The sequence below is a fragment of the Candidatus Nitrosocosmicus sp. FF01 genome (assembly GCF_047711275.1).
Classification (GTDB): Archaea; Thermoproteota; Nitrososphaeria; order Nitrososphaerales; family Nitrososphaeraceae; genus Nitrosocosmicus.
Map to the genome: position 1 here is coordinate 846,206 of NZ_JBLNIG010000001.1, position 26,578 is coordinate 872,783.

At 34.9% G+C, this 26,578-nt stretch carries 29 protein-coding genes, 2 tRNA genes and 1 pseudogene; 20 read left to right on the top strand and 12 right to left on the bottom strand.

The features are described from left to right. The first annotated feature begins 103 nt into the window (after window positions 1-103). On the top strand, window positions 104-982 hold the full coding sequence (locus ACMT7R_RS04605; protein WP_415310298.1) for a bifunctional 5,10-methylenetetrahydrofolate dehydrogenase/5,10-methenyltetrahydrofolate cyclohydrolase: 879 nt from the start codon (window positions 104-106) through the stop codon (window positions 980-982). After that, entirely contained in the window at window positions 969-1,541 is a 573-nt protein-coding gene (locus ACMT7R_RS04610) for a 5-formyltetrahydrofolate cyclo-ligase (protein ID WP_415310299.1), read from the top strand. The genes ACMT7R_RS04605 and ACMT7R_RS04610 overlap by 14 nt, the downstream gene beginning before the upstream one ends. On the opposite strand, the gene purD is transcribed toward ACMT7R_RS04610, so the two are convergent. The 4 genes from purD to ACMT7R_RS04630 form a co-directional block, all read right to left on the bottom strand. Next, complete coding sequence (purD, locus tag ACMT7R_RS04615) at window positions 1,538-2,824, bottom strand: phosphoribosylamine--glycine ligase (RefSeq protein WP_415310301.1); 1,287 nt, start codon at window positions 2,822-2,824, stop codon at window positions 1,538-1,540. The genes ACMT7R_RS04610 and purD overlap by 4 nt on opposite strands. 39 nt (window positions 2,825-2,863) lie before the next feature. Further along, on the bottom strand, window positions 2,864-3,184 hold the full coding sequence (locus ACMT7R_RS04620) for a hypothetical protein (RefSeq protein WP_415310303.1): 321 nt from the start codon (window positions 3,182-3,184) through the stop codon (window positions 2,864-2,866). Window positions 3,185-3,350: 166 nt separating this feature from the next. Next, window positions 3,351-3,704 (bottom strand): methionine--tRNA ligase subunit beta, encoded by a 354-nt coding sequence (gene metG / locus ACMT7R_RS04625; RefSeq protein WP_415310305.1) that lies wholly within the window; start codon window positions 3,702-3,704, stop codon window positions 3,351-3,353. 31 nt (window positions 3,705-3,735) lie between these two features. Further along, the gene (locus ACMT7R_RS04630) at window positions 3,736-4,920 is read right to left on the bottom strand and encodes a calcium-binding protein (protein ID WP_415310307.1); all 1,185 of its coding nucleotides are present in this window, start codon (window positions 4,918-4,920) and stop codon (window positions 3,736-3,738) included. 108 nt (window positions 4,921-5,028) lie between these two features. On the opposite strand from ACMT7R_RS04630, the gene ACMT7R_RS04635 reads away from it, so the two are divergent. The 3 genes and pseudogenes from ACMT7R_RS04635 to carB all read left to right on the top strand — a co-directional run bounded on the left by ACMT7R_RS04635 (window position 5,029) and on the right by carB (window position 10,801). Then, window positions 5,029-6,219: a glycosyltransferase gene (locus ACMT7R_RS04635; RefSeq protein ID WP_415310309.1), complete on the top strand. Its 1,191-nt coding sequence runs from the start codon at window positions 5,029-5,031 to the stop codon at window positions 6,217-6,219. A gap of 78 nt (window positions 6,220-6,297) precedes the next feature. Next, a complete protein-coding gene (gene carA, locus ACMT7R_RS04640; protein ID WP_415310574.1) occupies window positions 6,298-7,419 on the top strand; it encodes a glutamine-hydrolyzing carbamoyl-phosphate synthase small subunit in 1,122 nt (373 codons plus the stop codon). A gap of 65 nt (window positions 7,420-7,484) precedes the next feature. Further along, window positions 7,485-10,801, top strand: a pseudogene (gene carB / locus ACMT7R_RS04645) (carbamoyl-phosphate synthase (glutamine-hydrolyzing) large subunit). Between the two features lie 29 nt (window positions 10,802-10,830). Here the strand turns inward: carB and ACMT7R_RS04650 are convergent. Then, window positions 10,831-11,637, bottom strand: coding sequence for a metallophosphoesterase (locus tag ACMT7R_RS04650; RefSeq protein ID WP_415310310.1), 807 nt, complete (start codon window positions 11,635-11,637; stop codon window positions 10,831-10,833). A gap of 120 nt (window positions 11,638-11,757) precedes the next feature. Between ACMT7R_RS04650 and ACMT7R_RS04655 the strand changes: the two genes are divergently transcribed. After that, window positions 11,758-12,081, top strand: a complete 324-nt coding sequence (locus ACMT7R_RS04655; RefSeq protein WP_415310312.1) for a hypothetical protein — start codon at window positions 11,758-11,760, stop codon at window positions 12,079-12,081. Window positions 12,082-12,153: 72 nt separating this feature from the next. Here ACMT7R_RS04655 and ACMT7R_RS04660 read toward each other — a convergent pair whose 3' ends face one another. Beyond that, entirely contained in the window at window positions 12,154-12,849 is a 696-nt protein-coding gene (locus tag ACMT7R_RS04660; protein ID WP_415310313.1) for a hypothetical protein, read from the bottom strand. A gap of 76 nt (window positions 12,850-12,925) precedes the next feature. Between ACMT7R_RS04660 and ACMT7R_RS04665 the strand changes: the two genes are divergently transcribed. Continuing rightward, on the top strand, window positions 12,926-13,714 hold the full coding sequence (locus ACMT7R_RS04665; RefSeq protein ID WP_415310315.1) for a tRNA (adenine-N1)-methyltransferase: 789 nt from the start codon (window positions 12,926-12,928) through the stop codon (window positions 13,712-13,714). Between the two features lie 154 nt (window positions 13,715-13,868). On the opposite strand, the gene ACMT7R_RS04670 is transcribed toward ACMT7R_RS04665, so the two are convergent. After that, on the bottom strand, window positions 13,869-14,747 hold the full coding sequence (locus ACMT7R_RS04670) for a polyprenyl synthetase family protein (RefSeq protein WP_415310316.1): 879 nt from the start codon (window positions 14,745-14,747) through the stop codon (window positions 13,869-13,871). A 342-nt stretch (window positions 14,748-15,089) separates the two neighbouring features. On the opposite strand from ACMT7R_RS04670, the gene ACMT7R_RS04675 reads away from it, so the two are divergent. After that, window positions 15,090-15,752, top strand: coding sequence for a GNAT family N-acetyltransferase (locus tag ACMT7R_RS04675; protein ID WP_415310318.1), 663 nt, complete (start codon window positions 15,090-15,092; stop codon window positions 15,750-15,752). Window positions 15,753-16,244: 492 nt separating this feature from the next. Beyond that, complete coding sequence (locus ACMT7R_RS04680) at window positions 16,245-16,775, top strand: nitroreductase family protein (RefSeq protein ID WP_415310320.1); 531 nt, start codon at window positions 16,245-16,247, stop codon at window positions 16,773-16,775. 171 nt (window positions 16,776-16,946) lie between these two features. On the opposite strand, the gene ACMT7R_RS04685 is transcribed toward ACMT7R_RS04680, so the two are convergent. After that, on the bottom strand, window positions 16,947-17,123 hold the full coding sequence (locus ACMT7R_RS04685) for a hypothetical protein (protein ID WP_415310322.1): 177 nt from the start codon (window positions 17,121-17,123) through the stop codon (window positions 16,947-16,949). A gap of 522 nt (window positions 17,124-17,645) precedes the next feature. On the opposite strand from ACMT7R_RS04685, the gene ACMT7R_RS04690 reads away from it, so the two are divergent. Beyond that, window positions 17,646-17,813 carry a hypothetical protein gene (locus ACMT7R_RS04690; protein ID WP_415310324.1) on the top strand — a complete coding sequence of 56 codons (168 nt, stop codon included), beginning with the start codon at window positions 17,646-17,648 and terminating at the stop codon, window positions 17,811-17,813. A gap of 141 nt (window positions 17,814-17,954) precedes the next feature. On the opposite strand, the gene ACMT7R_RS04695 is transcribed toward ACMT7R_RS04690, so the two are convergent. After that, window positions 17,955-18,257, bottom strand: a complete 303-nt coding sequence (locus tag ACMT7R_RS04695) for a hypothetical protein (RefSeq protein WP_415310325.1) — start codon at window positions 18,255-18,257, stop codon at window positions 17,955-17,957. 169 nt (window positions 18,258-18,426) lie between these two features. On the opposite strand from ACMT7R_RS04695, the gene ACMT7R_RS04700 reads away from it, so the two are divergent. The 4 genes from ACMT7R_RS04700 to ACMT7R_RS04715 all read left to right on the top strand — a co-directional run bounded on the left by ACMT7R_RS04700 (window position 18,427) and on the right by ACMT7R_RS04715 (window position 20,630). Next, window positions 18,427-18,522 (top strand) — tRNA-Glu (locus ACMT7R_RS04700). Between the two features lie 506 nt (window positions 18,523-19,028). Then, window positions 19,029-19,271, top strand: a complete 243-nt coding sequence (locus tag ACMT7R_RS04705) for a hypothetical protein (RefSeq protein ID WP_415310326.1) — start codon at window positions 19,029-19,031, stop codon at window positions 19,269-19,271. A gap of 138 nt (window positions 19,272-19,409) precedes the next feature. Then, window positions 19,410-19,583, top strand: a complete 174-nt coding sequence (locus ACMT7R_RS04710; protein ID WP_415310328.1) for a hypothetical protein — start codon at window positions 19,410-19,412, stop codon at window positions 19,581-19,583. A 471-nt stretch (window positions 19,584-20,054) separates the two neighbouring features. Beyond that, the gene (locus tag ACMT7R_RS04715) at window positions 20,055-20,630 is read left to right on the top strand and encodes a hypothetical protein (protein ID WP_415310329.1); all 576 of its coding nucleotides are present in this window, start codon (window positions 20,055-20,057) and stop codon (window positions 20,628-20,630) included. Window positions 20,631-20,709: 79 nt separating this feature from the next. On the opposite strand, the gene ACMT7R_RS04720 is transcribed toward ACMT7R_RS04715, so the two are convergent. Both ACMT7R_RS04720 and ACMT7R_RS04725 read right to left on the bottom strand, forming a co-directional pair. Beyond that, on the bottom strand, window positions 20,710-21,015 hold the full coding sequence (locus tag ACMT7R_RS04720; protein ID WP_415310330.1) for a hypothetical protein: 306 nt from the start codon (window positions 21,013-21,015) through the stop codon (window positions 20,710-20,712). Between the two features lie 306 nt (window positions 21,016-21,321). Beyond that, window positions 21,322-21,621, bottom strand: coding sequence for a hypothetical protein (locus ACMT7R_RS04725; RefSeq protein WP_415310332.1), 300 nt, complete (start codon window positions 21,619-21,621; stop codon window positions 21,322-21,324). Window positions 21,622-22,259: 638 nt separating this feature from the next. Here ACMT7R_RS04725 and ACMT7R_RS04730 point away from each other — a divergent pair. From ACMT7R_RS04730 to ACMT7R_RS04750, 5 genes are all read left to right on the top strand, one after another. After that, window positions 22,260-22,928: a TenA family transcriptional regulator gene (locus ACMT7R_RS04730; RefSeq protein ID WP_415310333.1), complete on the top strand. Its 669-nt coding sequence runs from the start codon at window positions 22,260-22,262 to the stop codon at window positions 22,926-22,928. Window positions 22,929-22,972: 44 nt separating this feature from the next. Then, a tRNA-Ile gene (locus tag ACMT7R_RS04735) sits at window positions 22,973-23,046 on the top strand. Between the two features lie 371 nt (window positions 23,047-23,417). Further along, complete coding sequence (locus tag ACMT7R_RS04740; RefSeq protein ID WP_415310335.1) at window positions 23,418-23,729, top strand: putative quinol monooxygenase; 312 nt, start codon at window positions 23,418-23,420, stop codon at window positions 23,727-23,729. 341 nt (window positions 23,730-24,070) lie between these two features. Then, window positions 24,071-24,580 carry a hypothetical protein gene (locus ACMT7R_RS04745; protein WP_415310336.1) on the top strand — a complete coding sequence of 170 codons (510 nt, stop codon included), beginning with the start codon at window positions 24,071-24,073 and terminating at the stop codon, window positions 24,578-24,580. Between the two features lie 8 nt (window positions 24,581-24,588). Further along, window positions 24,589-24,828 (top strand): hypothetical protein, encoded by a 240-nt coding sequence (locus ACMT7R_RS04750; protein WP_415310338.1) that lies wholly within the window; start codon window positions 24,589-24,591, stop codon window positions 24,826-24,828. Between the two features lie 508 nt (window positions 24,829-25,336). Here ACMT7R_RS04750 and ACMT7R_RS04755 read toward each other — a convergent pair. Then, window positions 25,337-25,480: a hypothetical protein gene (locus tag ACMT7R_RS04755; RefSeq protein WP_415310340.1), complete on the bottom strand. Its 144-nt coding sequence runs from the start codon at window positions 25,478-25,480 to the stop codon at window positions 25,337-25,339. A 68-nt stretch (window positions 25,481-25,548) separates the two neighbouring features. Between ACMT7R_RS04755 and ACMT7R_RS04760 the strand changes: the two genes are divergently transcribed. Beyond that, window positions 25,549-26,517 carry a radical SAM protein gene (locus ACMT7R_RS04760; RefSeq protein WP_415310342.1) on the top strand — a complete coding sequence of 323 codons (969 nt, stop codon included), beginning with the start codon at window positions 25,549-25,551 and terminating at the stop codon, window positions 26,515-26,517. Window positions 26,518-26,578 lie beyond the last annotated feature (61 nt).

A 26,578-nucleotide genomic window follows, 5' to 3' on the forward strand; every position in this document is an offset into this window, starting at 1 on the left:
AATTACTTTTTTTTGCAATTGTGGACTAGGAGCAAGTTCGTAGTTTTTAAGTAATCCGAATTGATAATATTAAAATTATATCCATTTTCTACATATCTAAATATTGACAGCTAAAATTATTGATGGGTTAACTGTATCACAGAACATAAAAGAAAGCCTAAAAACTGAAATTGATAACTTGATCAAATCAGGGATAACACCTTGCCTAGCAACCATTTTGATTGGTGAAGACCCTCCATCAATAATTTACGTGAATAATAAACAAAAATCAGCTAATTCTATTGGAATAAAGACATTGGATTATCGATTGGATAAGGGAGTTTCTGAGAATGAATTAATTCAAATTATTGAGAATCTAAATTCCGATACTTCTGTTCACGGAATATTATTGCAATTACCATTGCCAAGACACTTGGATCAGTCTAAAGTCATTAATAAGATCAATCCGACAAAAGATGTAGATGGTTTGACATTTGTGAATGCGGGGTTGCTAATGAATAATCAAGCAAAATTAATACCTTGTACCCCTCTTGGTATAATGGAATTATTTAATTATTATGATGTCGAGCTGGATGGCCTAAAAGTGCTAGTTATAAATCGAAGCAATCTAGTTGGAAAGCCCCTAGTGAGTCTTTTACTCAAAAAAAATGCAACCGTTACTATTGCACATACTCACACTAAAGACCTCACTCATTTTTCTCGAAATGCCGATATAATTATTACCGCTGTCGGCAAACGGACATCTTTCATTCTTACCGCAGACATGATTAAAGAGGGATCCATCATAATTGACGTTGGAACAAATAGAATTGACGGTAAGCTGTGTGGTGATGTCGATTTTGATGAAGTTAAGAAAAAAGCAGGATATGTTACTCCAGTCCCTGGGGGAGTAGGACCCATGACTATCTGTATGCTATTAAAGAATACGGTTGAAGCTAGTAAGATGTCTGGACTGCTAACCGAGAAAAATGAAAACCGATAAACCAAATTTGAGGAAGCAGTACCTTCAAAAAAGAAAAGCATTGTCTTCGTTTGATTCTTTTATAAGGAGCTGGACAATTCAAGGTAATCTTATTGACTCGGATTTCTATTCCAGTTCCAGCGTTATAGGATTGTACTACCCGATATTGAATGAAGTGCAGACTTTCAGAATTCTTAATCACGCTTTAATGACTTCCAAGACTGTTTGCTTTCCTGCGCTCGTCGACGATAGACTAAATTTTTACGAATACAGATCAAACAAAGGGTTGAGGATGGGAAAATATAATATCATGGAACCAAATGTGACTCACGGGGTGATGAATAATCAACTAGACCTGGTAATAGTTCCGGGAATAGTGTTTGACATTGTAGGCAATAGAATAGGTTACGGTAAAGGATACTATGATAAATTCCTAGCGTCAATATCTTCTAGTAAATTGACAATTGTTGGTTTGGGGTATACTTTTCAAGTTCACCCAGAAGAATTCGATCATTGTGAGCATGATGCGAAAATGGACTTCTTGATCACAGAAATTGAGGCTAAATGCTTTCACTGCTAGTTTCCGGGTGCTTTGGCTCCAATATCTTTTCTAAATTGCTGCTGGTCTTCGCCCCAACTTATCTTGTATACCTGCTCATAAGCTTTGTTGATCGCATCTTTCATTGTGTTTCCAATGGACGTTACACTTAAGACTCTCCCACCTGCTGTCACTAGTTCATTATTTTGATTCAATTTCGTTCCTGAGTGGAAAATCATCAGATCAGGATCATACTCTTTGTTAATCCCTTTAATAGTATATCCAGTTTCATACTTGTCTGGATATCCCTTCGACGTCATTATAACACAAACTGAAAACTTTTTACTCCACTCGATAGGTTTCATCGAATCTAATGCTTGGTTTTCAGCAGCCTCGATATATTTGAATAAATCCGATTGCATTCTCATCATGAGGGGTTGGCATTCAGGGTCACCCATCCTTGAGTTGAATTCCAGCACAAAGGGTTTTCCTGTATGCTTCTCTATCATTAATCCTGCATAGAGGAACCCCTTAAATGGACTCCCTTCATTACTCATTCCTTTGAGTGCTGGCTGAAATATTTTTTCTGCAATATATTCTCTCTCTATATCTGTGATTTCGGGCAGAGGAGAATAACTACCCATCCCACCCGTATTGGGGCCACCATCATTGTCAAAAACCCTCTTGTAATCTCTACATGAATCGAGCAATGTAAAACTGTTGCCATCACATATAGCCATCATAGACAACTCTTCTCCAATTACTCTTTTTTCAATAATTATCTTATTACATGATTCCCCGAAAATTCTTTTGTTTAATAACAGATCAATTGAATCAACAGCTTCGGATTTGCTACTACTTACGAATACTCCTTTTCCTGCAGCTAGTCCATCGGCCTTTATAACAGGCAGGTAATCAATATGTTCAATAAAATCTAGGGCTTTGTCATAATCGCTAAATACCTGAAAATCACTGGTAGGAATTGAATATTTTTTCATGAAATGTTTAGAATATTCCTTGCTAGACTCTAATCTGGAGGCACTCTTGGTAGGGCCAAAAATTGGTAGTCCAAATGAATTAAATAAATCAACTATTCCCATTGAGAGAGGTACTTCTGGTCCTACAACTGTAAAGCAATTATTATTTTTTGCATATTCGGCTAACCCTTCAATATCATTTGGAGATATTGATATATTCTCGCTAGTTCCTCCATTTCCATTAGCATATATGACCTTCTGGACATGTTCATTTTGAGAGATCTTCCAACCCAATGCGTGTTCACGACCGCCAGAACCCACAATCAGTACATTCTCAAACCCGTGCATACCCGTTAAGTTTCTTTACTATTATATATTTGAAATTGATTATTGCTCAGGAATGATGCGAAGGATCACTCCTTTTAGAAATTCCATAGCATAATCGTCGTGGTATAAGTAGACTTCGTATTTTAATTCGGGAATACAATCCATTATTTTTTTCAAATGATAACATCCTTTTTTTTCGTTATAATTATAATAGTATCCCTTACAAGTACAATATTCTCTATTAGAGTCTATAAAATATGTATACCAGTTCTTTTTACTTCTTATTTCCCACATAAAATTACCTGATGGTAGAAACAAATGCTTTTTTGGCCTCTCATGAGCCATATTATCTGGTTCATTAGCCTTTTCGTTTCCAGTCACTTGCTCAAAACCTTTGAGTGTTTGTCAGGAATAATATCATTAAAACGTATATCAAAATATCGCATGTAAAAACAAAAGGAATAGCTCAGTTCGTCCCTTAAATAGGACTTTTGAATTATTGCTCATTTGTAATACCTTTCATTTACAAGGCCGATTTCTTGAAGAATTAAGATACTTGAGACCCTGGTTTAATGTCTTCCAAGACTGTAAGTAATATTGGTTTACCATCATCATTTGTGGCTGCTAAGATCATCCCGTTTGAGGTTTGTTCTCCGAATTTGCGCGGAGCCAGATTTGTACATACAATTACACTCTTGTTCAAAATTTCTTCTGGCTTGTAAAATCTTGCAAGTCCTGACATTATAACACGTTTTTCGTCACCAAGGTCAACAGTGATTTTTAAGATCTTTTTGTAACCTTCTAAGTTCTCTGCACCCGTAATTATCCCAACTTTGAGGTCCACTTTAGCAAATTCATCAAAGCTAATTTCAGTTTTGTTGTCATTAGTAGCTGCTGTCATTTTCGTCATTTATAAATAAAGTTATAAGGTGCTATTTTATGCCAAATAGTTCTTTAAATGGATTGATGATTGGATCTAGAAATGCTGTGGGAGATGGTTGATTTTGAGAACTTTGCTCAGATGTTGATTGAGGTGTATTAGTAGTGGTAACATTCACCTGCTCCTGTCCCCCTTCTTCAGGAGACGTGACGACATCGTTTGCAGCAGTTGAATCAATGGTCTCGTTTGCAGCAGTTGAATCAATGGTCTCGTTTGCAGCAGTTGAATCAATGGTCTCGTTTGCAGCAGTTGAATCAATGGTCTCGTTTGCAGCAGTTGAATCAATGGTCTCGTTTGCAGCAGTTGAATCAATGGTCTCGTTTGCAGCAGTTGAATCAATGGTCTCGTTTGCAGCAGTTGAATCAATGGTCTCGTTTGCAGCAGTTGAATCAATGGTCTCGTTTGCAGCAGTTGAATCAATGGTCTCGTTTGCAGCTATCGTCTGAGTAAGGTTCTGACTCGCAGGTGATGTTAAATTTTCAAGTGGAATAATGTTTGATGCTGTAGTTGCATTGTCTAGAACATTGTCTGTATTATTTTCTAATTCGTTATCGATCGCTACTGTGACATTTTCCTCTAATGTTGAAGGTGGAATCTCCGAAGACGGGGTAATTACAGTAATATTTTCAGGTATGACACTTAAATTACTCGCTGGAGTGTCTTCGACCGTGGGTTGCATTGTATCGTTTGCACTTTGCAATGCAGGTTCCATGGTACTCGGGAATTCATCGACTCCCAAACTCTCAGGCAAGTCAGGGGTCATAATTAGGGATATATTCGAAGTTACGTCGGGGATTAATTCGGTTGTTCCAGGTGCTTGAGTTTCATCCTCTGGTGCTGCTTGAGTTTCATCCTCTGGTGCTGCTTGAGTTTCATCCTCTGGTGCTGCTTGAGTTTCATCCTCTGGTGCTGCTTGAGTTTCATCCTCTGGTGCTGCTTGAGTAGTTTCTATCGTTTGCTCTGAAGTAGTTAGCGATGAAGAATCCGATAAGTTTCTAGTTATCTCTACTGGATTTGAACAAAATTGTACAAAATCGCAGGAGAGGATGCCCCCTCCTGAAACTTGATCACTTTGTGCTAATGCGGTTTGACTCTGATAGTTTGGGGTGAAAAAAATGATTGATATTACAATTATTATTAAACTAATTGTTAGTTTATTGGTCTTGCTTTTTGGCATCAACTAAACTTATTGATAATTTTAACTTAAAAATGTTTAGTAAAGATCTAAGACTGTTGGGTGTCTTTATATGGTACAATCGGCGTTAAATTCTTATTGGATATATCTTTGTTTATTAATTTCTTATTCTCAGTAATAGTTTTAGGTGCTTTTGGAATTTGGATTTATCTTTTAGTAGTTTTGAAAAGATCGTTCACTTTATCCCCAGTTATCCTCAAGGGTAATGAATATCATGGAGACGGCGATTTGATAAGCGTGATTATTCCAGCTAGAAATGAAGAAAAATACATACAGAAATGTGTTGCTAGTCTATTGGATCAAAATATAGACAATTATGAAATCTTGTTGGTCGATGACAATTCGACTGATTCGACATTTGAAATTATTCAGCGATTTCAGGAGAATACAAGAATCCGGATATTTAAGGCAGGACCTAAGCCAGAAGGCTGGATAGGGAAAAATTGGCCATGCTATATTGGCTATACAAATTCAAGAGGAAATTATCTGATGTTTACGGATGCGGATACGATTCATTCAAGGAATAGTATCAAGGATTCAGTTCATACTCTTAGGGAGGAAAAATTGGATGTGCTTACTGCTGTTCCTAAATTGAAATATCCGAACCTTATAGTCAAGTTGGTGTTGCCGATTCTTTCAGTATTCATGTTTAGTAGGTACTCTCCTATGAGAGTAAATGATCCTAGAGTAAAAATAGGATATCTTTTTGGAAGTTTTTTTGTGATCACCCGCGAATGCTATGAACGAGTCGGAACTCACGAGGCTGTAAAGTCTGAAATTGTTGAGGATGGTGCCTTGGGTAAAAAGTTGAAGGAAGAGGGCTACAAATTGAAAATGTTTAGGGGAGAAAATCTACTCGAGGCCTTTTGGGCACGTGATTTTAGTACATTATGGAACTCGCTTAAAAGACTTATTGTACCCTTATTTTTTACAGACCGAACGAATTCTGTTGTTATGACTGTTGGGATTTTTCTTTTAATGGGCTTTCCTTTTCTAGTTATACTATATTGTCTTTTAGTGATAGCCTTGAATCCTGAGCCAAACCTGTCTGTGTATTTACTGTTAAGCTTCTCTATCCTATGCGTAGTCAGTATTTTTATGATAAATTATTACCAATTAAAGAAAGCTAATACTCATAATACACTTTATTTTCTTGGTGCACCAGTAGGTTGTGTGGTAGTTTCTTTCTCTTTTGTGTGGTCAATTTTGACCTCTAAAAATAATGCGAAAATTAGGTGGAGAGACAGAGAATACAATTACAGCAACGGGGTTAGTATTTGAAATACCTTTACAAAAATTTATAAATGATTTAATTTTTTGGGTTGTAGGGGATAAAGTATTCCAACTCTCTTTAATAAAATAAATAATACTAAAGCCAGGCTTATTCTCCAAGATGGCTCAATTTTTGAAGGGATAGGATTCGGTTTTCCGACTAATATTTCGGGAGAAATTGTATTTAATACGGGCATGGTGGGTTACACTGAAACAATGACAGATCCATCATACAAAGGACAGATTCTTTGTTTTACTTATCCTTCAATTGGTAATTATGGTGTACCCTCTATGGATAACTTGGATGAATTTGGTCTACCTCGATATTTTGAGTCAGACCGGATTCAAACAAACGGCATAATTGTCAATAATTTATCAAATGTGTCTAGTCATTGGACTTGCGTCAGGACATTGGATCAATGGATGTACGATGAAAGAATTCCTGGGATTACCAACGTTGATACCCGGGAATTGACAAAAAAAATCCGCTCACACGGTGTAATGAGTGGAAAATTAATGATGGAAGGCTCAGAGGACTTGATTGAGGATAAATTTGAATATGATTCCTATAATTTTATGCCGGAGGTTTCAATCTCAGAACCTAAGTTATATGGTGATAGAAATAATGACTTAAAGGTTGTGCTCATTGACACGGGAACCAAATTTAGTATAATTAGGAACTTGCTTAAATTGGGATTTAGTGTCGTTCGACTTCCTTGGAATGCAACACTAAAAGACATCTTAGATTATAACCCAGTTGGAGTAGTGATTAGCAACGGCCCGGGAGACCCCATTATTTGTAAACAAACTATCTCAACCGCGTCAGAGATAATAGAAAATTCAATTCCAACATTAGGGATATGCTTGGGGAATCAAATCCTTGCCTTAGCAAGTGGTGCAAAAACCCACAAGCTAAAATTTGGACATCGCGGTCAGAATAAGAGTTGCATTGATTTAGATTCGAAAGTTACTCTGATTACAAGTCAGAATCACGGATACGGTATTGACTCGGATAGCTTACAGAATACCGATTTTGAAATCTGGTTTAAAAATATAGATGACAATACTGTTGAAGGAATACAACATAAGAATAAGCCTATTATTGCAGTGCAATTTCATCCTGAAGCATCACCGGGTCCTGATGATTGCTTGTATGTTTTCGAAAAATTCAAGGAATTAGTTAAAAAAGCAGGGATTGAATCTTCATAAAAAGATATAAATTTAATTCGAAAGGAAGATAGTTTTGATTAGATTGGTAATTGTGATGACAATTAATGCCTCGAAACGGGAATATACGTAAGGTTCTTGTACTGGGCAGCGGCGCAATAAAGATCGGAGAAGCAGGCGAGAGTTAGATTAATTATCTAACCGCTATTTTGACTACTCTGGATCTCAATGCCTCAAGGCCTTAAAGGAAGAGGGGATCACAAGCGTACTAATTAATCCTAATATTGCCACAATTCAAACCGATAATAAGTTTGCAGATAAAGTGTATTTGTTACCAATTACTAGAAGTTTTGTGGAACAGGTGATCGAAAGAGAACGCCCAGATTCAATTATGTTAAGTTTTGGAGGTCAAACCGCATTGAACTGCGGTGTCGACTTATATGATAATGATATTTTGAAGAAGTACAATATTGACGTGCTCAATACCTCCATAGAAGGTATAAAACTAACTGAAGATAGACAAAAATTTAAAGATGCTATGCTAAAGAGTAACGTTCCGGTTTTAGATAGTGCAACGGCATATTCTTACGAAGAAGCATTGAAAATATCAAAGAAAATAGGGTTCCCGGTAATCATAAGGGTTGCTTATACTTTAGGTGGCCGAGGGGGTGGAGTAGCATACAACGAGTACGATTTACAAGAAATAGTTCAACGAGGATTATCCTTAAGTATGGTCCATCAGGTATTGATAGAAAAATACGTTGGGGAATGGAAACAAATTGAGTATGAAGTCATGAGAGATTTTGAAGGTAACAACGTAATAATTTGTAATATGGAAAATGTGTTGGGCATGAAAGTTCATACAGGCGATAATATTGTTGTTGCTCCATCACAGACTTTGAATAATAAAGAATATCATATGCTAAGGGATGCTGCCCTAAGAGCTACTAGTTATTGTGGAATTAACGGCGAATGTAATATACAATTTGGATTAAATCCACTATCCGAGGAATATTGTGCCATAGAAATTAATGCAAGGTTGTCTAGATCTTCTGCACTGGCTAGTAAGGCTACAGGTTATCCGTTGGCTTATATGGCTGCTAAGATTGGCCTTGGTTATACGTTACCTGAATTGGTCAATAAGATTACCAAGGTAACATCTGCGTGCTTTGAACCTGCCCTGGATTACATGGTGGTTAAGATGCCTCGTTGGGACTTTAGGAAATTTGAGATGGTGAAGCGAAAGCTTGGGAGCGCTATGAAGTCTGTAGGCGAGGTTATGGCTATAGGCAAAAGCTTTGAAGAAGTCATTCAAAAAGCAATAAGGATGTGTGAGATCGGTAAAGATGGACTGGTATGTAATATTGGAGATGAAGAACCAGTTATCCTTGGGAAAGAACAGCTAGAGGATGTAACCAGCTATACAGAGACAGCCATAATTGAAAAAATAGAATACTCTTTGATTTATCCTGATGATGAAATAATATTCAACGTAGTTAAAGCTATCAAGTTTGGAATGAGCATTGACCACATCAGTAGACTCTCTTCAATTGACCCTTGGTTTTTAGCAAAAATTAAGAATGTTATAGATAAGGAGGAACAGCTTAAGAAAGCAAACTTAAATTTGAGTTTATTAAGGGAGGCTAAAAAACTGGGGTTTTCTGATAAACAAATAGGTCGATGTTGGAGTCTGAATGAAGATCAAGTAAGGGAATTGAGAAATAAACTGGGTATTTTACCAGTAATAAAACAGATAGATACTTTGGCTGCAGAATGGCCAGCAAAGACTAACTATTTGTATTTGACCTATAATGGGATTATTGACGATATAACTTTTGCCAAGAATCAGATGAACAAGGCCATTATAGTACTTGGAGCCGGCCCCTACCGTATTGGCAGCAGCGTAGAATTTGATTGGGCTACGGTCAATATGGTTTATGGCCTTCGAAATAACAATATAGATGATTTGGCCATCATTAATTGTAATCCTGAGACAGTTTCCACAGACTACGACGTTCCTGATAGGCTATACTTTGAAGAAATGACTTTGGAGCGAGTTCTTGATATCTACCAAAAGGAAAACCCTAAAGGTTTAGTTGCATGTGTAGGTGGACAAAGTGCAAATAATTTGGTTTCACGATTAAACAAACATAATGTTAACATTTTAGGAACTTCAAGTTTAGATGTTGATAGTGCTGAGGATCGTTCTAAATTTAGTAAATTACTTGACAATCTGGGAATAAAACAACCGCCTTGGAAAATATTCACTAGCCTAGAAGAGTCTAAAAATTTTGCCCTGCAAGAAGGCTATCCAGTTTTAGTTAGACCGTCTTACGTATTGAGTGGAGCAGCAATGAAGGTAGTATGGAGTGAAAAACAATTGGAGCAATTTGTAATGGAGGCTTCAAGTGTAAGTCCAGATTATCCAATTGTAATTAGCAAGTTTTTGGAAGATGCGTCAGAAGTAGAGGTTGATGCAATTGGTAGTCAGGAGAAGATTGTGATAGGCTCTATAATAGAACATATAGATAACGCTGGAATTCATTCTGGGGATGCGATGATGTGCATTCCACCATGGAGATTAAATCGCGAAACAATGGATACTCTCATTGATTATTCTCTAAAAATAGGTGGAGCTTTGAATGTTAAGGGCCCGCTCAATATTCAATACCTTGTTAAAAATAACGAAGTTTATGTCATCGAAGCGAACGTTCGTGCCTCTCGTTCAATGCCATTTGTATCCAAGTTCTATGATCTAAATCTGATCGAATTGGCATCAAAAGCAATACTGGATAAAAAATTGCCCGATATAAATAATGAACATTGGCTTAAAAAATCTGGTTTTGGTATCAAGGTACCTCAGTTTTCATTTATGCAACTTGAGGGTGCAGACATAATGTTAGGCGTGGAGATGCAGTCAACAGGTGAAGTTGCATGTTTTGGTAACACATTTTATGATGCACTTTCAAAGTCATATCTTGCCGCAGGCTATTCTTTACCAACGCATGGATCAGCATTGATTACCATAGGAGGAATAAGAAATAAAGAAAAATTGTCTCCAATAGTCTCGTTAATTTCCGCAATGGGCTTTAAAATTCTGGCAACCGAGCATACAGCTGAATTTTTCAAAAAATCCGGTTTTGAAAGTATTGAACTTGTTCATAAGATTAGCGAACCTGATAGACAACCAAATATATTGAATTTGCTTACTGACAGAAAAATTAATTTTATAATTAATGTTCCTTCTACTTCAACCATAGAAAAATATGTTGGGATGCTAGATGATGAATATCAAATTAGAAGAAAATCAGTAGAAATGGGTATTCCGGTTCTGACTACCGTAGAAAGCACAGTTTCGTTTGTCAAGACATTGGAATGGATCAAAACAAACAAGCCTACAGTAAGACCTGTAGACGAATATTAATTGGATTTTATTTCTGTGTCGGATCATCCTTAATATAACATGGTACTTAGATCGTCTGTCGTTCCTACTAAATAACCGTCCAGAGTATAAACGAACGCGTTATTAATTATCCATTTCTGTTTGTTTAACATGGTATCCAAGAGAGGTAATACTGACCTTTTGTTGGATCTTTGTTGCCATTTGTTAGAGCTTGTGAAAAAATCGAGAAGGTTATTAAAGTGAGGTATTAGTATTAATTCGATATTTCGTACAATTTTGCCTTTTAAATTATTTGGATTAGCATCAGATTTGGAAAGTTCAATCTTAACCCAAACTTTTTTACCATTCAGTATACTCCCTTCCTTCTTTAAAATAGGATGTAAATGACCTGCTATAATCTTCTGTAAATTCTTAGTTATTTTGGGGATCGTATGACCATGAATAAAGAGGATGTTATCAAGTTGCATTCCCTTTGCCAACATTAATTTGACTTCCACTGGTAATAGTAGACTCAAATTGCCATCATGATTCCCTGGAATTATATACAAATTAAATTTACTCGTCAAATTTTTTATAAAATAAGGAACGTTATCCCATTCGGACCTTGTAATCACATTGGTTGAAGATTTTACATCCCCTAAAATAATCAAATTCTCAATTCCTGTTTTTGATTGAACTGTCATTAGGATGGCAACGAGATCTTTTACATTTTCCTTGGGGTCAACATAAATACCCGCTTGCTTAATTCTATCTTCGCAACCGATATGTATATCAGATATTACAAGAAATTTTCTATTATCAGATGTCTCAACAGATAAGACGGGATATGGATAAATCGGAACACACCTAGCAATCATCGTTAATAAGTTATCCTAATTATTTAAAATAAAGAACATCTGCTATAAAATTTTTTCGAGCCTATCTCACTTCAAGTTTCACTTATATGTATGTTCGGTGTAATAATATATGATATTTTTTTGACTCAAAATAGTTTTCCCATGAAGCAATGGCATTTAGAACATGTTGAAAAAACTATTAAGAAATTTATTACAGGTCTCTCGGAAACAGCCAGTATTTGGGAAAAAAGACAACACAAAAGGTATGGGACTATTGCCAATTGTTGCAAACAGGTTGATTACGATTTGAAACATGGAGTTACAATAGATGAAGTCATATTAGTACTCCAAAAAATTAAAACTGATGAAACTTTTGCTCCAGTTATGCAGAGCGAAAATGCGATACAAAGGTTCAACGAAATCGAAAAATATGTTTTATCTTTAAAAAATCCTAGATCTGATTGAGATTCATGTGTCTCGTTCATGTTTTGGGTGTTTTCTCATGGGTTCAGGTCTATTATAAAATTTGATACCTTATCAAGAATTGTTAACGAAAAGAGTATAATTAGCTATTCTTAAACCTTGGTTATTATCCGTAACAGGAATTGTAAAAGATGCAGTGGAAAACGGGGCGATATTATACGGCTCGGTTTGTGCTTTCCAAACACCCAGTAATTTTTCATCTTTGTCCATAACAGTCGCAATTACAAGAGTATTGTTTGAAATGGCACTCATTTCATTAGTTATTCTGCCACTGATAAAATAAAACCCTAACATATCCGACCTTGAATTTACTGAGTGAATATTGAAATTCTTCAAATTCTGAGAGTCAGATGTATTGAATGTAAATCGTACAGAATGATTCTTGATCTGATCATTCTGATCCTTATCATAAATTATAATATCGTATGGTGTTAATTCCAACGGGTTCAACGGATGAACCTCTACTTGAGTGCTATAACTTCCTAACTTGGTATTATCAGTACCAAAAATGGTCCCTATTGCATATATATTGTCTATCGTTTTATTGATATTGTTTTGAGCAATCCCTATCAAGTGAAAAAATTCATTTTCATCTTTAACCATCTGTTGGTGAATTATTTTCAAACTCAAACTGGAATTAATAGATGATACAGCTGTTAATAGTCCTAGCATGAGGATCATACTTACAATCAGCATTTTGTGTTGTCTAAAACTATTCCAAACCCTTGCATCGGCTTTACTCCATACCATATTATGAGAATGATTTGATGCTTAGATTAATCTTCTGATTCTAGTATAAATAATATATATTTAACCGGCAGTTTAAATGAAATGCGTGTCAATAGAAGAAGGATCGTTGGTACTTTATTTTTACAATAGCGACAAGAAGTGGATGATAAGGGTTGAAAAGGAAAAAAAACTACATACCCATTTAGGAATCATTGATGTGGGAGCCACTGTAGGCCTAGAATACGGTTCCCATATTTATACTAACAAGGACAAAAAGATTTTCCTTTTGCCTCCTAACATTTATGATTATGTGATGAAATCACAAAGAACAACTCAAATAGTTTATCCAAAAGACTATGGTTACATTGCAGCAAGAACGGGGTTAAAAAATGGATCACTAGTATTGGAAATAGGAACTGGCAGTGCTGCTCTTTCTACATTCCTGGCAAGTATCGTAATGCCTGGTGGTCATGTACATACATTTGATGTAAACGAGGATTTTATGTCCATAGCTAGAAAGAATTTGGAAAAATCCGGAATGAATGATTATGTCACTCAATATAAATTTGATCCAGAAATTATAAGTAGACTTCACGGAATTGATTTGGTAATAATAGATTTGGGGGATCCTTGGAATTACCTTGATATTGTCCATCCAGTTATGAAGAGTGGTGGATCGGTAGTATGCATTTGTCCAACCATGAACCAACTGGAGATGTTATCTACACACTTTTTCCATTGCGGCTTTGTTGATTCAGAATACGTAGAAACTTTTATCCGAAAAATAGAAGCAAGGGAAGGCAAAACAAGACCCTCTATGCGGATGATTGGACATACTACTTATCTCGGATTTGCTCGAAAAGTTCTAAAAAAAATGGAAAGTTAATTTTTGTTTATTCTACTGGGTTCAGATTGTATATTATCATTTGGTCATTTTTTGATGGTTTGTGGCAGGGCGATTGACATTTTAGTAAATTGGTTAGGGATACGAACAATCCCATTGAATACGAAATTGATTCATGGGAATCGAATATCAAATATTATGAAAAAGAACTCAGATTAGTCAATTCCCGAAGAATTGTTTTTGACCTATGGCTTACTTCAATAGTTTCAAGCTCTTTTCTAGCACGGTCTGAATAACTTTGATAAGTATTTTCCATAATCTCAATGAAGATGTTATCCTCGTCGTTCTGTTTGACTAAAATATTGAATAACCTTTCTTCATTATTGTAATCTATTAAATCATCATGTATCTGATAAGCAATGCCTAGTAATCTTCCAAAATTTGCCAATGCATTAACCTGGGTTTCATTTCCACCGGCGAGTATAGCTCCAATTTTTGCAGATGCCTCAAACAGTGATGCTGTCTTGTTTTCGATCACACTTATATACTGCTCCTGCGAAATTTTGTGGTTTTTAACCAGCCTCAATTCTAGCATTTCGCCCTCACTCATTCTTATAGAAGCTTTGGATAATTCTTGAGTTACCAGGCTATTGTTAGCTTTGGCGCTGATATTTAGAATGATTCCCAAAATGAAGTCCGCGGTCAAGATGCTAGCGTTATAACCATATTTGACATGAAAGGATGGTTGACCTCGTCTTAAATTGTCAGAGTCTATAATATCGTCATGAATAACAGACTCTGTATGTAACAACTCGACTGCAGATGAGACAGAGAAAATATTTTCTGTAATTTTAGCATTCATTGAGTCTATATTCTTATCTAGAACTGTTTCAGCAGCTAAATTTAGAATAAGAGGCCTAATTCTCTTGCCTCCTTGGCAGGCATATTTCAGTGGTAAGTAAAATTCAGACCATGAATAACATTCAATTTCTTTAGATAATGACTCATTTATCTTAACAATATATTCATTAAATCTCTCAATAAACGGAGTAAATTGGTAGTCTCTTTCATTCAAGAATAATTCCTAGCCTACATAAATAATCTGACATGAGCTTATTAATGCTTGGTTTAGTGCGATATTAGTGCTAAAAAATTTGCCCAGATATATATATTATGGGTCAAAATTGTACACAATTGCTTTCTGTCCAGATCTGTGAAAGGTCATTCAACATTCACGATTTGCTTTGAGGGCTCAAAAATCATATGAATCTAGCCATGTCCATTTAGTTCAATCTAAAATCATTTAAACAAAATACACTTGCACAACTATTTGTTCTGCACTTAGCGATCAACAAAATATACTCGCATGCATAAATACTAAAAACATAAATCCATATTGTAATTCTATACAGCCTAGATGAGTTCATTTTATGTCCTGAATTCCGATTCCGTTATTGTAAGGCAAGCAATTGTATCAGATATTCCTAAAATAGTAAAGTTACAAGAAGAGTCTTTCGCCGATTTAGCCAAAATTGGTAATATATGGCACCCTGACGAACTCCAGAGTCATCTGGATGTATTTCCAGAAGGTCAGCTTGTAGCCGAACTAGATGGAGAGGTAGTCGGCTCTGCGACTAGCTTAATTGTAAGTCTTGATCCAGAATATGCAGAACATACTTGGAATGGGATTACAGGTAATGGAATGCTATCTACACACACGCCTACTGGAGATAGCCTGTATGGCGCAGATATTTCAACTCATCCAAAAGTTAGACATAAGGGTATCGGACACAGACTTTATCAAGGGCGAAAGGACTTGACTATGAAATTTAATCTTAAGCGAATGATAGCAGGAGGTAGATTGTATAATTATTGTGATTATTCAAACAACTTTACTCCACTAGGATATGCTCTAAAAGTTGTGAATTGTGAGTTCCATGACCTAGTTTTAAGCTTCGATTTAATAAATGGATTCAAATTCATAAAAATATTACCTAATTATCTAGAGGATGCTCGCTCTCTAAACAATGCTAGCTTTATAGAATGGATAAATCCTCATTATGATCCAGCAAAACAATAACACTTCTATTAATTTTCCATTGAAACAATGTATCTCTATTTTCGTCTGATCTATCCTTATCAAAGTCTGGGTTATTTTCTCAGTGTTCTGTATCAGACTAATGCTGCTTATTTAACTTCTGTTTTTAAGAACAATTCTTAGATGAATAGTTAGATATTATTGGCTGAAGCGTGTTTAGAATTTCTAACGATTCGTCTGGGTCTATGTATGCAAGTACCATAATATATTTAATCAAACATCTTATCAGTATTAAGATATTTGATGATACTTAGAATTAAAAGTATTATTATGATTGAATAACCATAACAATATTTTCCCCCAACAATTATTGAAACTATTCCAACTCAAGCCAGCAAGTGGGTGACTCGACCAAACTTGTCGAATCTCTAAAACGTTATGGATAGACTTTTGTACAAAAAGCAATTGATTTCTAAGTATTAAATTATAAATTCATCTGAAATAGTTATTATGATTAAACAGTGAGAATATAGTATGGACGCATATGATTGCATCGTAACTAAACTCGAGGTGAGAGAATTTGATGAAAGCAGTCTGGTTCCTTCGGAAATTAGGTTAAAAATTCTAGAGGCCGCCAGGTTAACGGGCAGTTCACTCAACACCCAGCCTTGGAGATTCATAGTAGTACAAAACCAAGAGAATTTGAAAAAATTGGCTGAGGATAGTACTAGTGGTAAATGGATATCTGGAGCTAATTTTGCCATTATCATTATAACCAATCCTTACTTTCGATTTCATCTAATTGATGCCGGGAAAGTTGTTCAAAATATGCAGCTAGCGGCGTGGAATTTTGGGGTAGGATCTGCTTTATTTACCGGAATAGATGAACAAAAAATTCGTGACGACTTTGCCTTACCTATAGACTACAAGCCTGTTATTGTAGTTGGGTTTGGATATCCTAAAAAGAAAATTACCGGAAAATTTAAGAAGAAAAATAGGTTGCCAATGAATGAACTAGTGTCATTCGAAGAGTACGGTATTGCTAGCATTAAGAATCGTACTTGATATCTACCCGGAATAGGAGCGATCTTGACGTTGTAATACTCACAAAGTACCAGGTGTACTTTTTCCAGTGGATTCAATATTTCTCAGCTCAAATTTTCGACTCCCAAATATGGTGTCGAGTTCTAAAGAATAAAATAAAAAACAAAATAATTGATTGTCTGAATTAAATTATCAAATATTGGGAAAGGTTTTCAAAGACATTTGAATTTGACCATTGTGGCCAGCATACAAGAATTTAGATTCAAGTTGGCGATATTCCAAGTCTGGTGATGACTTTGGGATCTGACCAGTATACCAGGGGTCATCTATAATTATTTGTTCCTTTTTGTAAGATTCTATTCCGGGCATGTTAGCTAAAGAGTATGAAACGACAGCAATTCAAGTATTCAAAGATGATCAATAGAATATCTATAAAAAATTGTAAATTAATAGCTAGTTTTTGAATTCACCAACGGGGTCTTTAATATTATCTTGAATATTAGCAGGTTTAAGTAATATGGAAATTCATGCCATCGTTGAGTATAATCAATTTGATAGTATTCAGATTTTTATTTATTTGCTATCAGTATTAAGACTGTCCAAAAATCTCACAATTCAATTTGGCACAAATTCTTGGATTTACTTTTTTTCAGGAAAATTACTCTCGGGAATCAAACCTGCTGCAAATTATATACACAATATGAAACACACGACCCAGCAATTGGTAACAATAAAAAGCCTCATGGTGAATGGATTTTTTAGTTTTGTTATGACATTAAGACAAAACTATGAAATCAGTTTACATAAAATGTTTTAAAATATATGCTTGCAAGGTAATTAATAAGTTCTTCCTATGTAGTTAATATGGTTTGTTAAACATTCAATAGAAGTATGGGATTAATTGATGGAATTATTGTCCTAATAATCGGAGTGATATTATATGCGGTAGCAGGTATGTTACCCCCTGTCGCAACAAAGATCGCAAGAATACTAGGGATTGTACTAGCAATAATAGGTGTGATTTTGATTGTATTAGGTGCATTGGGGATCGCGTTTTAAGTATGAAAAACCAAGACTAAAATCGTTCGAGAAATAATTTTTTCAAATTTCTCACGCAGAATGTTCCCTAATACCTGAAAACTCTTGATTTACAATAATTGGTATGGGAAATAAATTTTCCAAATAATTGTAACTTTTCTTTCAGATACCAAAATAAACGTAACCACACTTGGTACATTGTATTTTTTTTGGTTTGTTGTATCCAAAAGGTTGTAGAACGGTACAAACAAAAAACTCACAATCCTTACACAAGATTCTACATCCAAATTTATCCTTGCTTCGACTATTTCTCTTTACGGTTAAAATTGTAAGATATCTCTTTTCATCGTTTAACGCTTCCTCTAGAAATCGAATGCTGTTTTCATCCAATTTGGAAACTATGATATCCGTATCGACCTGTGGAGGTTCTAGTCTCTTACTCAATGTTATATTAAGAATAGACATATACTTGAATTTTCCTTATTATTTCAATATACATAATGAAATTGACAAGTTATTGATGTCATTTTCTTGGCACTATCTTCTTCTTCCTCGATATAAAAGGTAATTTGAGATAATAATAATTTGAAAAATAAAAACGATTTTATAATATCCACAAATTAAACAACTTGAAGCTCCGGTGGTGTAGTAGCAGAAAAAGCTGCACAGTCCGGTCAAGCATTGCGGCCTTTCGAGTCGCAGATCCCGGGTTCAAATCCCGGCCGGAGCATCGTGATTTGTGCTTGTTTATCATCCATTTTGGATCCTCGAAAGGCGTTTCCCGTATACAATTTACAATTCATACAGTAACAGCCCAATTTTCTAAAGACTGCTTTGGGCCCTAATCTAGTGTAGGTTGTATGAAGGCCTCTACGACATATAGTAATCTAATCAATTATTTGTGATTAAACTAAACTGCTATTTGATCTTCGAGTAATTCTTATCCAATGCTGATAAGCAAATGCAATAAAGTACGAAAAATGCATGCGAAAGTGCGGGTTTTGACCCGATTCTTAAAGGTTAAAATCCCTTTGTTTAGGAAGGCATAATACCCTCCTAAATTTAATTGGTCTTAAATTCATACAATCTTTAACTGTATATCAACTGATTTCTCCGCACATTATACTCAAATCTTCATAAGCGATATATCCATCTAGATAAACTTTCGTGATGATATCTTATATACTATGAATAAATTTAGCGTAATCAGCAATACTACCATAGCATTAGCTTTTTTTGATTCCCATACTGCTGACAAGCAAGTTCACAATTGGAAGCAACAACAATATTTTTCAGTATGCTTTAGCTCAGGGATCCGAAGCCGCTGACAGTTTCTCTGTAACCGGCTATACTGGCCAAATACTTACCTTACCACCAAGTATAACACAAGTCGAAGCAACACAGAATGAATCGTCTCTTGGACCCTCAGTAGGTTCGGTAATTGGAGGTAATTGGATCTTTACTGTTGGAGATGGATAGCTACAGAACTTTACATGGCACGCAACATCCTATACACTAGCAGGAAAGGCGGATAGCACTTTTGCTATCAGTTGAATCGATGACGCTACTCCTTTAGATGCTTCAGGTAGTGATACAATACACCTGGATGGTAATATTATGTCTTTCACAGGAACTGCAGATATAGAAATTAATGGTGAAACAGCATTTTCCGATGTTCCAGTTACATTATGCATATTTAATGGGAATATTGCAAGCTTAGCATTAAGTCACGAAGAAACAGAAGGCATATTCACTGTTCCCTTGTATGACATTGTAACTTCATTAACCTAATAGTGGGTCTATTAGATAACAAGAATACAAGGAATCAGTATTCTATATTCATTTTTATTTTACTTTCTATTACTAATAATCAAATTTTAATCTCCTAGTAGTAAATTATATTACTAAACCATTGTGTATGTAATTCTGCTTTCAGGTAGGAAGGCGGTAAGCTTATTTCGGATTTTTCACAACCCCAATAATTTAACGGTCTTGCAGGGCTAATTCCACCGACTCTGATGCAAGACCTGACTCTTTTGACGGTTCTATATTTCTCTGATATTAGATGCAAGAGCAGCTACGATCATTATGCTGTGTTATATGATTGAATTTGGGTTTACTTTAACCAAACAATAATATCAACTTTAAAAAAATACAAGGTTCAAGAATCATATCAAACCTCATAGTTTATGCAAGTTATCCAATAAAGGATATAATAGGATGATCCTTAAAAAATACTTGTTGATAATGATATTTTTATTCATGAAAAAAGAGTTGGGAGCACGTATTATGTTCCCTATCATATTTTTAATAATCGTTGCCTTCTTGTCATTTCCTCCTGCAAGCGCTCAACCTACATGGGAATTGTATGAGGATAAGGATTGTGCGATTTCACTAATGCACCCATTCAAAACAGATAAAATATCAGATGGTTCGGTTGAAACTTTTCAAATTGAAAGTATTAAGCAGATTAGTGATCCTGATTCATTGAATATGAGTATATTTACTTCTTGTATTGATGAAAAGGTATCAATAACAGAACATACAATGAATTTGACTTTGTCAGGATTAAAAGAAGATCTACAAATAGTTACCTTTGAAGAGAATTCATTTAACGGTACTTTAATCGATGGAGAGAGGGCAAGTTCCGTAACCGCAGTGGGACAGATTGGAATAGGAAATATTCTATCGGCATATACAGTAGCCGAATTTAATCACGGAAATAGTACGTATATTATTAGAATCTCGTCATCAGGAGATGAAGGCCTGAGTGGATTTTTTAATAACTATCAATATTTGCGGGATAATATCCTTGGCTCAATTAACTTCCTTGAATAGGTAGTAAAATTACTATTATCTTAGCTTGGAATTTATCCATGCACAGACAATTTAGAAAGATTGTAAGTTAGGCGGATCTTTATATGGTGGAATTATTGACTTCGGTTTCGTAGATCATCATTAAAATTTGTGATAATTTGGAGTGAAACTTCTCTAATTTGTTATCATCCCAGTAATCAATTGGGTCTGTTGATAATCCTTGAATCTTAAAGGTTTTGTGTCGAGATGTTTTATTACCTTTTTCATTTATCTGCTCTTCTACTATAATTCTTATTCCCATGTCGTGAAGAATATAGTCATCACCAGGAAGTTTCAAGAGCAAATAGTTACAATGTGCAACCAATTGATTGTGTTTTTCAGGACCGTTAAGAAGTGATGAAGCCATCCTAATAATTTCTAGACTAAACCGATAATTATCAATTAAAGAGAACTATAATGTAATTTTTATCTAGAAGAAAAATCGTAAGTAACTTTGCAAGAACATCATCAGTAAAATACCTTTTCCAAAACAAGTAAAAAAGACAGATATTTATTCAAGTTAAAATTCTAATTCTTGCCGTGATTGCTTAATGAGTTCATCTAAATCCTGATAGTGTAAGTTAAGCCTAAGATTGGTATGTTATTTAACAAATATTAAAAAAGTGTAGAGGGGTCCCTCGTACCATTCTCTAACATATCAAGTTTCAATATACTACTGTGCTAGATAATTTTGACCTGAATTTTCACTTCCGGATGGATCCCCTGAATTGCAAGAATTAATAATACTAGCATTCGGAGAATAGCAATGCGACCCTTGTAATGTGCTTTGTGAACTCTTTATGTTCTGATCACTCCCAGGAAATATGTCAAATCCGAGGAAGGCAAAGGATGTTGTCACATATGTTGAAAAAATCAAAAATGCAGTCAAAGTCATTATGGAAGATATGATAATTGCTTTGCCGTATGTTTTTCGTTGCATACAGCATACAATATGAATATCCTTTATCCACATTGCTTTCCACTTAACTGAAATTATTTTAAGGTATATTCTAGCAGATTAATCAAAAGGATTCTATCTTACTTCATTTGGTTGGCTGGAGAGAGCTTGTTGCATTCCATACATATTGTTTCATGCAATTGAGTGACTTGGAGTTATGAGATTCTAACCAATCAAAGAACTAGTCAAATATTTGGAGGTTTGGAAATTTGATAGTTCAGAAACAATTGGATTTAAATTGAACGTCTGTAACTCGTCGGAAATTGGAGGTTGGCCATATACTTGGTTTTCAGGCATATAATTATCAACAGAAGAGAGTAATAATAAAATCAATATCAGAGTGGGTATAATTGAAATAGAGCAAAATGTTCTTAATCGCATTATAAATATTCGCGTTTAGACTTTAAAAATATTTTGTTCAAGAATATCGTCCATATTCCTTAATTTTGTAGAAAATGTGGTATTGTATTTTTAGAGCCTAATTGAAAGATTGTTATGCCGAATACCAACTCAAACCTATTATATAAAAAAATGTATCGACCACTAATACGGCGTAATCAAATCTTTAGAAATATCGGTAATCAAGGGCCAATCCAAATAAACACATATGAGATGCACAATGTTTATTATCGGAATTTGTACTCAATTATATCATGACACTATTAATAGATGAAATAAATAATGAGATAGAGAAACATAGCTTACTAAAACATAGGTTTTATCAGCTGTGGCAGGAAGGGAAGCTTACTTTAGACCAACTGGCCGGATATTCAAAGGAATACTATCAATTAGTAAAAACTGTCCCACTTATTGTCGAAAATACGTTGAAGAATAATTCTGATCCCCGCTATGAGAAGTTGATCAAGGCCGCATTGGAAGAGGAGAATGACCACATCGAACCTTGGACAAAATTCGCTTCATCGTTAAAAGTAAATGGCGATGATCTAGAGAATTACTCGCCAGAAGAGCTTACGAGTCAGGCTCTAAATAGCTTGTTGAAAATCTCAAGCTCTTCATTTATTGAAGGAGCGGCTACCATGTATGCTTTTGAAAAGGAACTGCCTAAAATTAGTGAAACAAAGAGTGCAGGATTAAAGGAATTTTATGGTCTATACAATGAGCCATCACATCGATACTTTGACATCCATAAAGAAGTCGATATACACCATGCCAGAATGTGGGAAAATATTTTGAACGAGTGCTCTGAAGAAATGCATGAAAAAGTATTGAACGCTGCTAGAATTTCGTTAAAGGCTCAAAATGACTTGCTGGATGCAGTTCAAGAAAAATTTGTAGATAAGGTTAAACAATCAACTGAATAATCAAAACCTTTATACATTCATTTCAATGCTAAACTAAAATGAATGGGCCCATAGCTTAGCCTGGTAGAGCGACCGGCTCATAACCGGTAGGTCAGGGGTTCAAACCCCCTTGGGCCCATCTTATTTGCTAAAAACCTTTTATTTTCAAAATTTTTAAAATAAAATAAACTGTATCAGAAATTTTCAAAATATAAATTAGTAGAAAACTTTGTTTCCATTTTATAATATACAAACTCCTCAAAAACGTAGATTGGTAACTTTTCGTAAAGTTGATTCTGTTGCCACACACAAATATTTGTATCAAATACTTCCTCTTAACAACATACCGTTGGGAGACTGAAGCCAAGAAATATTAGATTGTATTTATGATGGAGACATATATCAATTCCATTCACAATTCCAAAAAACCCATTACCGAACTGGCGTTAATTACACTAGTAGAATGCTAAACATAGATTTTAATATTAACATACTTCAATAGGAATCAAAATGCAAAATAAAAGAGAAAAAAAATCCTTTAGAGTGTTGGCAATTCTTGAAGCAAAAAGCGTATCAAGACAAGAATTACTTGAATTTCTAATTTCTCTAGTTGTTCCTGCAAGAGAAGAACAGGGTAATATTCATTATGATTTGCATTATTCCACCAAAAATCCAAATGAATTTCTCTTAGATGAACTCTGGGATACTAAAGATGATTTTGACAGACACTATGAGAGTTCAAAATCCAATAACGATCGTATGAGAGTAAGTGGATTATTAGTAAAACCCCTCGAAATCAAAACCTATGTAAACCTAAGTTGATAAATCCAAAGGGATTTCGACCTTTTGAGATCTATGTTAGTCTGTGGCATATGATAATATCAATCCAATTCTTATTAATAGGGGATCTTAGTATAAATGTACCGTGTATTGGTAACGACAATATCTTCTCTTAAATTGATTTCAAAAAAATGAAATAACCTAATAAACCGATCGAGAGAATCTGTAAGTCTGTGGTTACATTCAAATTTCTAAATCAAACAATATACTAGTCAAAATCTTATATGATTTTTGAAATTGAATTTTACATTGAAATTCTTATGAATAAAATTATTCTATTATATTGTAGAATAAGTTAAATTGTTTTTATCACTTTAATCTGCATGAAGGATAAATATAATAAATTAGTAATCCCTTCAATTCTTTTAACTTTCCTAACCATGATGATGGTAGCTACCTTCGGTCAAGCACACCTCACTTATGGCCAAGCCGTAGACTTGATCCCGATACAAAGTGGAAACAGTACTCTTGATAAGGGTTTACCAGAATTTTATGATTGTATAGATGAGAAAATTGATGAAAGCAAAGGAGTTGAGCCGGATTCATACTTTGAAAAGGAACCAACTAAACATGAAGTGAGCACCTGCTATAATGAGGTTTTCATTGAGAGTCCAGATACAGAATCAACTGACAACACAGATACAGAATCAACTGACAACACAGATACAGAATCAACTGACAACACAGATACAGAATCAACTGACAACACAGATACAGAATCAACTGACAACACAGATACAGAATCAACTGACAACACAGATACAGAATCAACTGACAATGAAGTAAATAGCGAAATCGAGAGATTCAACGCTTTGTTTGGAATCATGGGTTGAGTAGTGGCATGAATATAACATTTAACAAAAATACACTAGCAATACTTTGCTTAGCATTCTCATTCATAATAATTGCTCAGGTAACGATCGTCGATACCGCCAATGCGCTTACAAGATATTTTAACTGTGTTACACGAGTAGCTAACAGCAATTCAACATTCTCTCTCGACAATGCGGAAGCCTGTTATGATAGAGTGTTCAAGGGAGCCCTGGATAACGACAGATTTGGAAACCCATTGGAAAAGTAACAACTACAAGGTAAAGATCTGAATTGACAGTATAGTCGTCAAATGCAAGTAAGGAATCAGGTGACTATACCTACTTGCTATTTATTTAGGTCATCAAAACTATCTGATTGTTTTTTTGATCAATTTTATCTTGTTTTTTTAAGGCTACACAGGGATTCTGAAATTTAATAAACTAACCACTATATATTCATGTAGTTACCCCATCAGGTAAGTTTGGTGTAGAAAGGGTTTGTCAATAACAGAAAGACACTCCAAAAATTCACAATGAAGTAATCAATTCAAGAATAAAGTTTTGGCAAGTCATAATGCAAAACTCACCTGTCATTACTGACATCTATACTGGTATACATAAAGAATAATGTGATATCCATTTGTAACACATGTCTCTTTTAAGAAACTTAGGTAATCTATTTTACTACCAATTATGAGATCTGGTTATACACAATGGTTACTGAAATTACCAATTATTAATAAATCAACAAAAAAGAATATTTCTATGTACAGATCTTTACCTAGAATTTTCAAACTTGTCAGAGGCAGGCATCAACATGTCTGATGAATTACTATTGAAATTTTCATTAATTCTATTAGCTTTTACTCCCAAGGCTGGACTAAAGGAGTTTGAAAGTTGCATGAGTATTTGATTTGACATTTGTACTAATGTCAGGCAGAGGAATATAGCCTAATATAGTTTTAGGTGCATACACTATTGAACTATTAATGGTAGATATCGTTTATGGAATGGGTATTACTGATATTATTAGAGACTTTCCGTCTATCTTTAGCATGCTGACTAAATACATGTCAATAAAACTTTTCAAATCCCAGCCTTTTATTTATGGATCAGCTGATATTATTAATGTCTGTAATTTACACTGTTCACACTGCTATTGGTGGAAAACTAGAAGAAATGAAAAAGACGAATTAAGTGTTGATGATTGGAGACGGTTGATCAAAAATACCTTTAAAAAACATCATGTCTATGTCGTTACCCTTGTGGGGGGGGAACCATTAATGAGGCAGGATGTCATCAAAGCATTTTGTGATGAAATGCCTAGACGTGTGTGTGTCGTAACAAATGGCACTTTTCCATTACCTCGATTTGACAAATTATATTTTTATTGGATATCATTAGATGGGACCCAACAGATACACGATAGCATCCGGGGAAAAGGTTCGTATGAAAAAACTAAGAAAAATATTTTAGAATATATTAAAGGACCTTCCAGGAATGGCAAGCCTGCTTGGAAGGATATATGGATTACCATGACTATTAACGCTTTAAATTATGAGACAATAGAGGATTTAGTGTTAGAATGGAAAGGCACTATCAATAAGATTGGATTTCAATTTCACACACCTTTTGCAGATAATGACCCACTTTGGCTTCCTTTCGGTTCTATTAGAAATGAAGTGGTTGATAAGATAATTCGGCTTCAGAAAAAATATCCTGATTTTGTTATGAACACAGAAAAACAATTGCAGTTAATGAAAGGGCCTTGGGGTGGAGTCAAAACTACTCCGGTTGATTGCCCCTCGTGGGCTATTCTCTCATTGGATCATAAGGGCGAGTCAAAACATCCCTGTTGTATAGGAAGTTCAGACAGCACTGCACTAAAACCAATTTGTGAAAAGTGTGGAATAGGATGTTATTCCATACTGGTTGCACAAGGATTAAAAAACAATTAGTAATGACGTTACCTACCAAGAAATTTTGTTTCTAGATTACATACCTCCAAAAATGGAGATT

Excerpts from the sequence above, each read along its gene's own strand:
- ACMT7R_RS04740 (WP_415310335.1), top strand. The coding sequence starts at position 23,418 with ATGCAAAATAAAAGAGAAAAAAAATCCTTTAGAGTGTTGGCAATTCTT.
- ACMT7R_RS04760 (WP_415310342.1), top strand. The coding sequence starts at position 25,549 with ATGGTAGATATCGTTTATGGAATGGGTATTACTGATATTATTAGAGAC.
- ACMT7R_RS04665 (WP_415310315.1), top strand. The coding sequence starts at position 12,926 with ATGAAATGCGTGTCAATAGAAGAAGGATCGTTGGTACTTTATTTTTAC.
- ACMT7R_RS04715 (WP_415310329.1), top strand. The coding sequence starts at position 20,055 with ATGAAAAAAGAGTTGGGAGCACGTATTATGTTCCCTATCATATTTTTA.
- ACMT7R_RS04610 (WP_415310299.1), top strand. The coding sequence starts at position 969 with ATGAAAACCGATAAACCAAATTTGAGGAAGCAGTACCTTCAAAAAAGA.
- ACMT7R_RS04755 (WP_415310340.1), bottom strand. The coding sequence starts at position 25,480 with ATGTCAAATCAAATACTCATGCAACTTTCAAACTCCTTTAGTCCAGCC.
- ACMT7R_RS04685 (WP_415310322.1), bottom strand. The coding sequence starts at position 17,123 with ATGCCCGGAATAGAATCTTACAAAAAGGAACAAATAATTATAGATGAC.
- ACMT7R_RS04725 (WP_415310332.1), bottom strand. The coding sequence starts at position 21,621 with ATGTGGATAAAGGATATTCATATTGTATGCTGTATGCAACGAAAAACA.
- metG (WP_415310305.1), bottom strand. The coding sequence starts at position 3,704 with ATGACAGCAGCTACTAATGACAACAAAACTGAAATTAGCTTTGATGAA.
- ACMT7R_RS04650 (WP_415310310.1), bottom strand. The coding sequence starts at position 11,637 with ATGATTGCTAGGTGTGTTCCGATTTATCCATATCCCGTCTTATCTGTT.
- ACMT7R_RS04680 (WP_415310320.1), top strand. The coding sequence starts at position 16,245 with ATGGACGCATATGATTGCATCGTAACTAAACTCGAGGTGAGAGAATTT.
- ACMT7R_RS04630 (WP_415310307.1), bottom strand. The coding sequence starts at position 4,920 with ATGCCAAAAAGCAAGACCAATAAACTAACAATTAGTTTAATAATAATT.
- ACMT7R_RS04720 (WP_415310330.1), bottom strand. The coding sequence starts at position 21,015 with ATGGCTTCATCACTTCTTAACGGTCCTGAAAAACACAATCAATTGGTT.
- ACMT7R_RS04660 (WP_415310313.1), bottom strand. The coding sequence starts at position 12,849 with ATGGTATGGAGTAAAGCCGATGCAAGGGTTTGGAATAGTTTTAGACAA.
- ACMT7R_RS04730 (WP_415310333.1), top strand. The coding sequence starts at position 22,260 with ATGACACTATTAATAGATGAAATAAATAATGAGATAGAGAAACATAGC.
- ACMT7R_RS04690 (WP_415310324.1), top strand. The coding sequence starts at position 17,646 with ATGGGATTAATTGATGGAATTATTGTCCTAATAATCGGAGTGATATTA.
- purD (WP_415310301.1), bottom strand. The coding sequence starts at position 2,824 with ATGCACGGGTTTGAGAATGTACTGATTGTGGGTTCTGGCGGTCGTGAA.
- ACMT7R_RS04675 (WP_415310318.1), top strand. The coding sequence starts at position 15,090 with ATGAGTTCATTTTATGTCCTGAATTCCGATTCCGTTATTGTAAGGCAA.
- ACMT7R_RS04745 (WP_415310336.1), top strand. The coding sequence starts at position 24,071 with ATGAAGGATAAATATAATAAATTAGTAATCCCTTCAATTCTTTTAACT.
- ACMT7R_RS04710 (WP_415310328.1), top strand. The coding sequence starts at position 19,410 with ATGTCTTTCACAGGAACTGCAGATATAGAAATTAATGGTGAAACAGCA.
- ACMT7R_RS04750 (WP_415310338.1), top strand. The coding sequence starts at position 24,589 with ATGAATATAACATTTAACAAAAATACACTAGCAATACTTTGCTTAGCA.
- ACMT7R_RS04695 (WP_415310325.1), bottom strand. The coding sequence starts at position 18,257 with ATGTCTATTCTTAATATAACATTGAGTAAGAGACTAGAACCTCCACAG.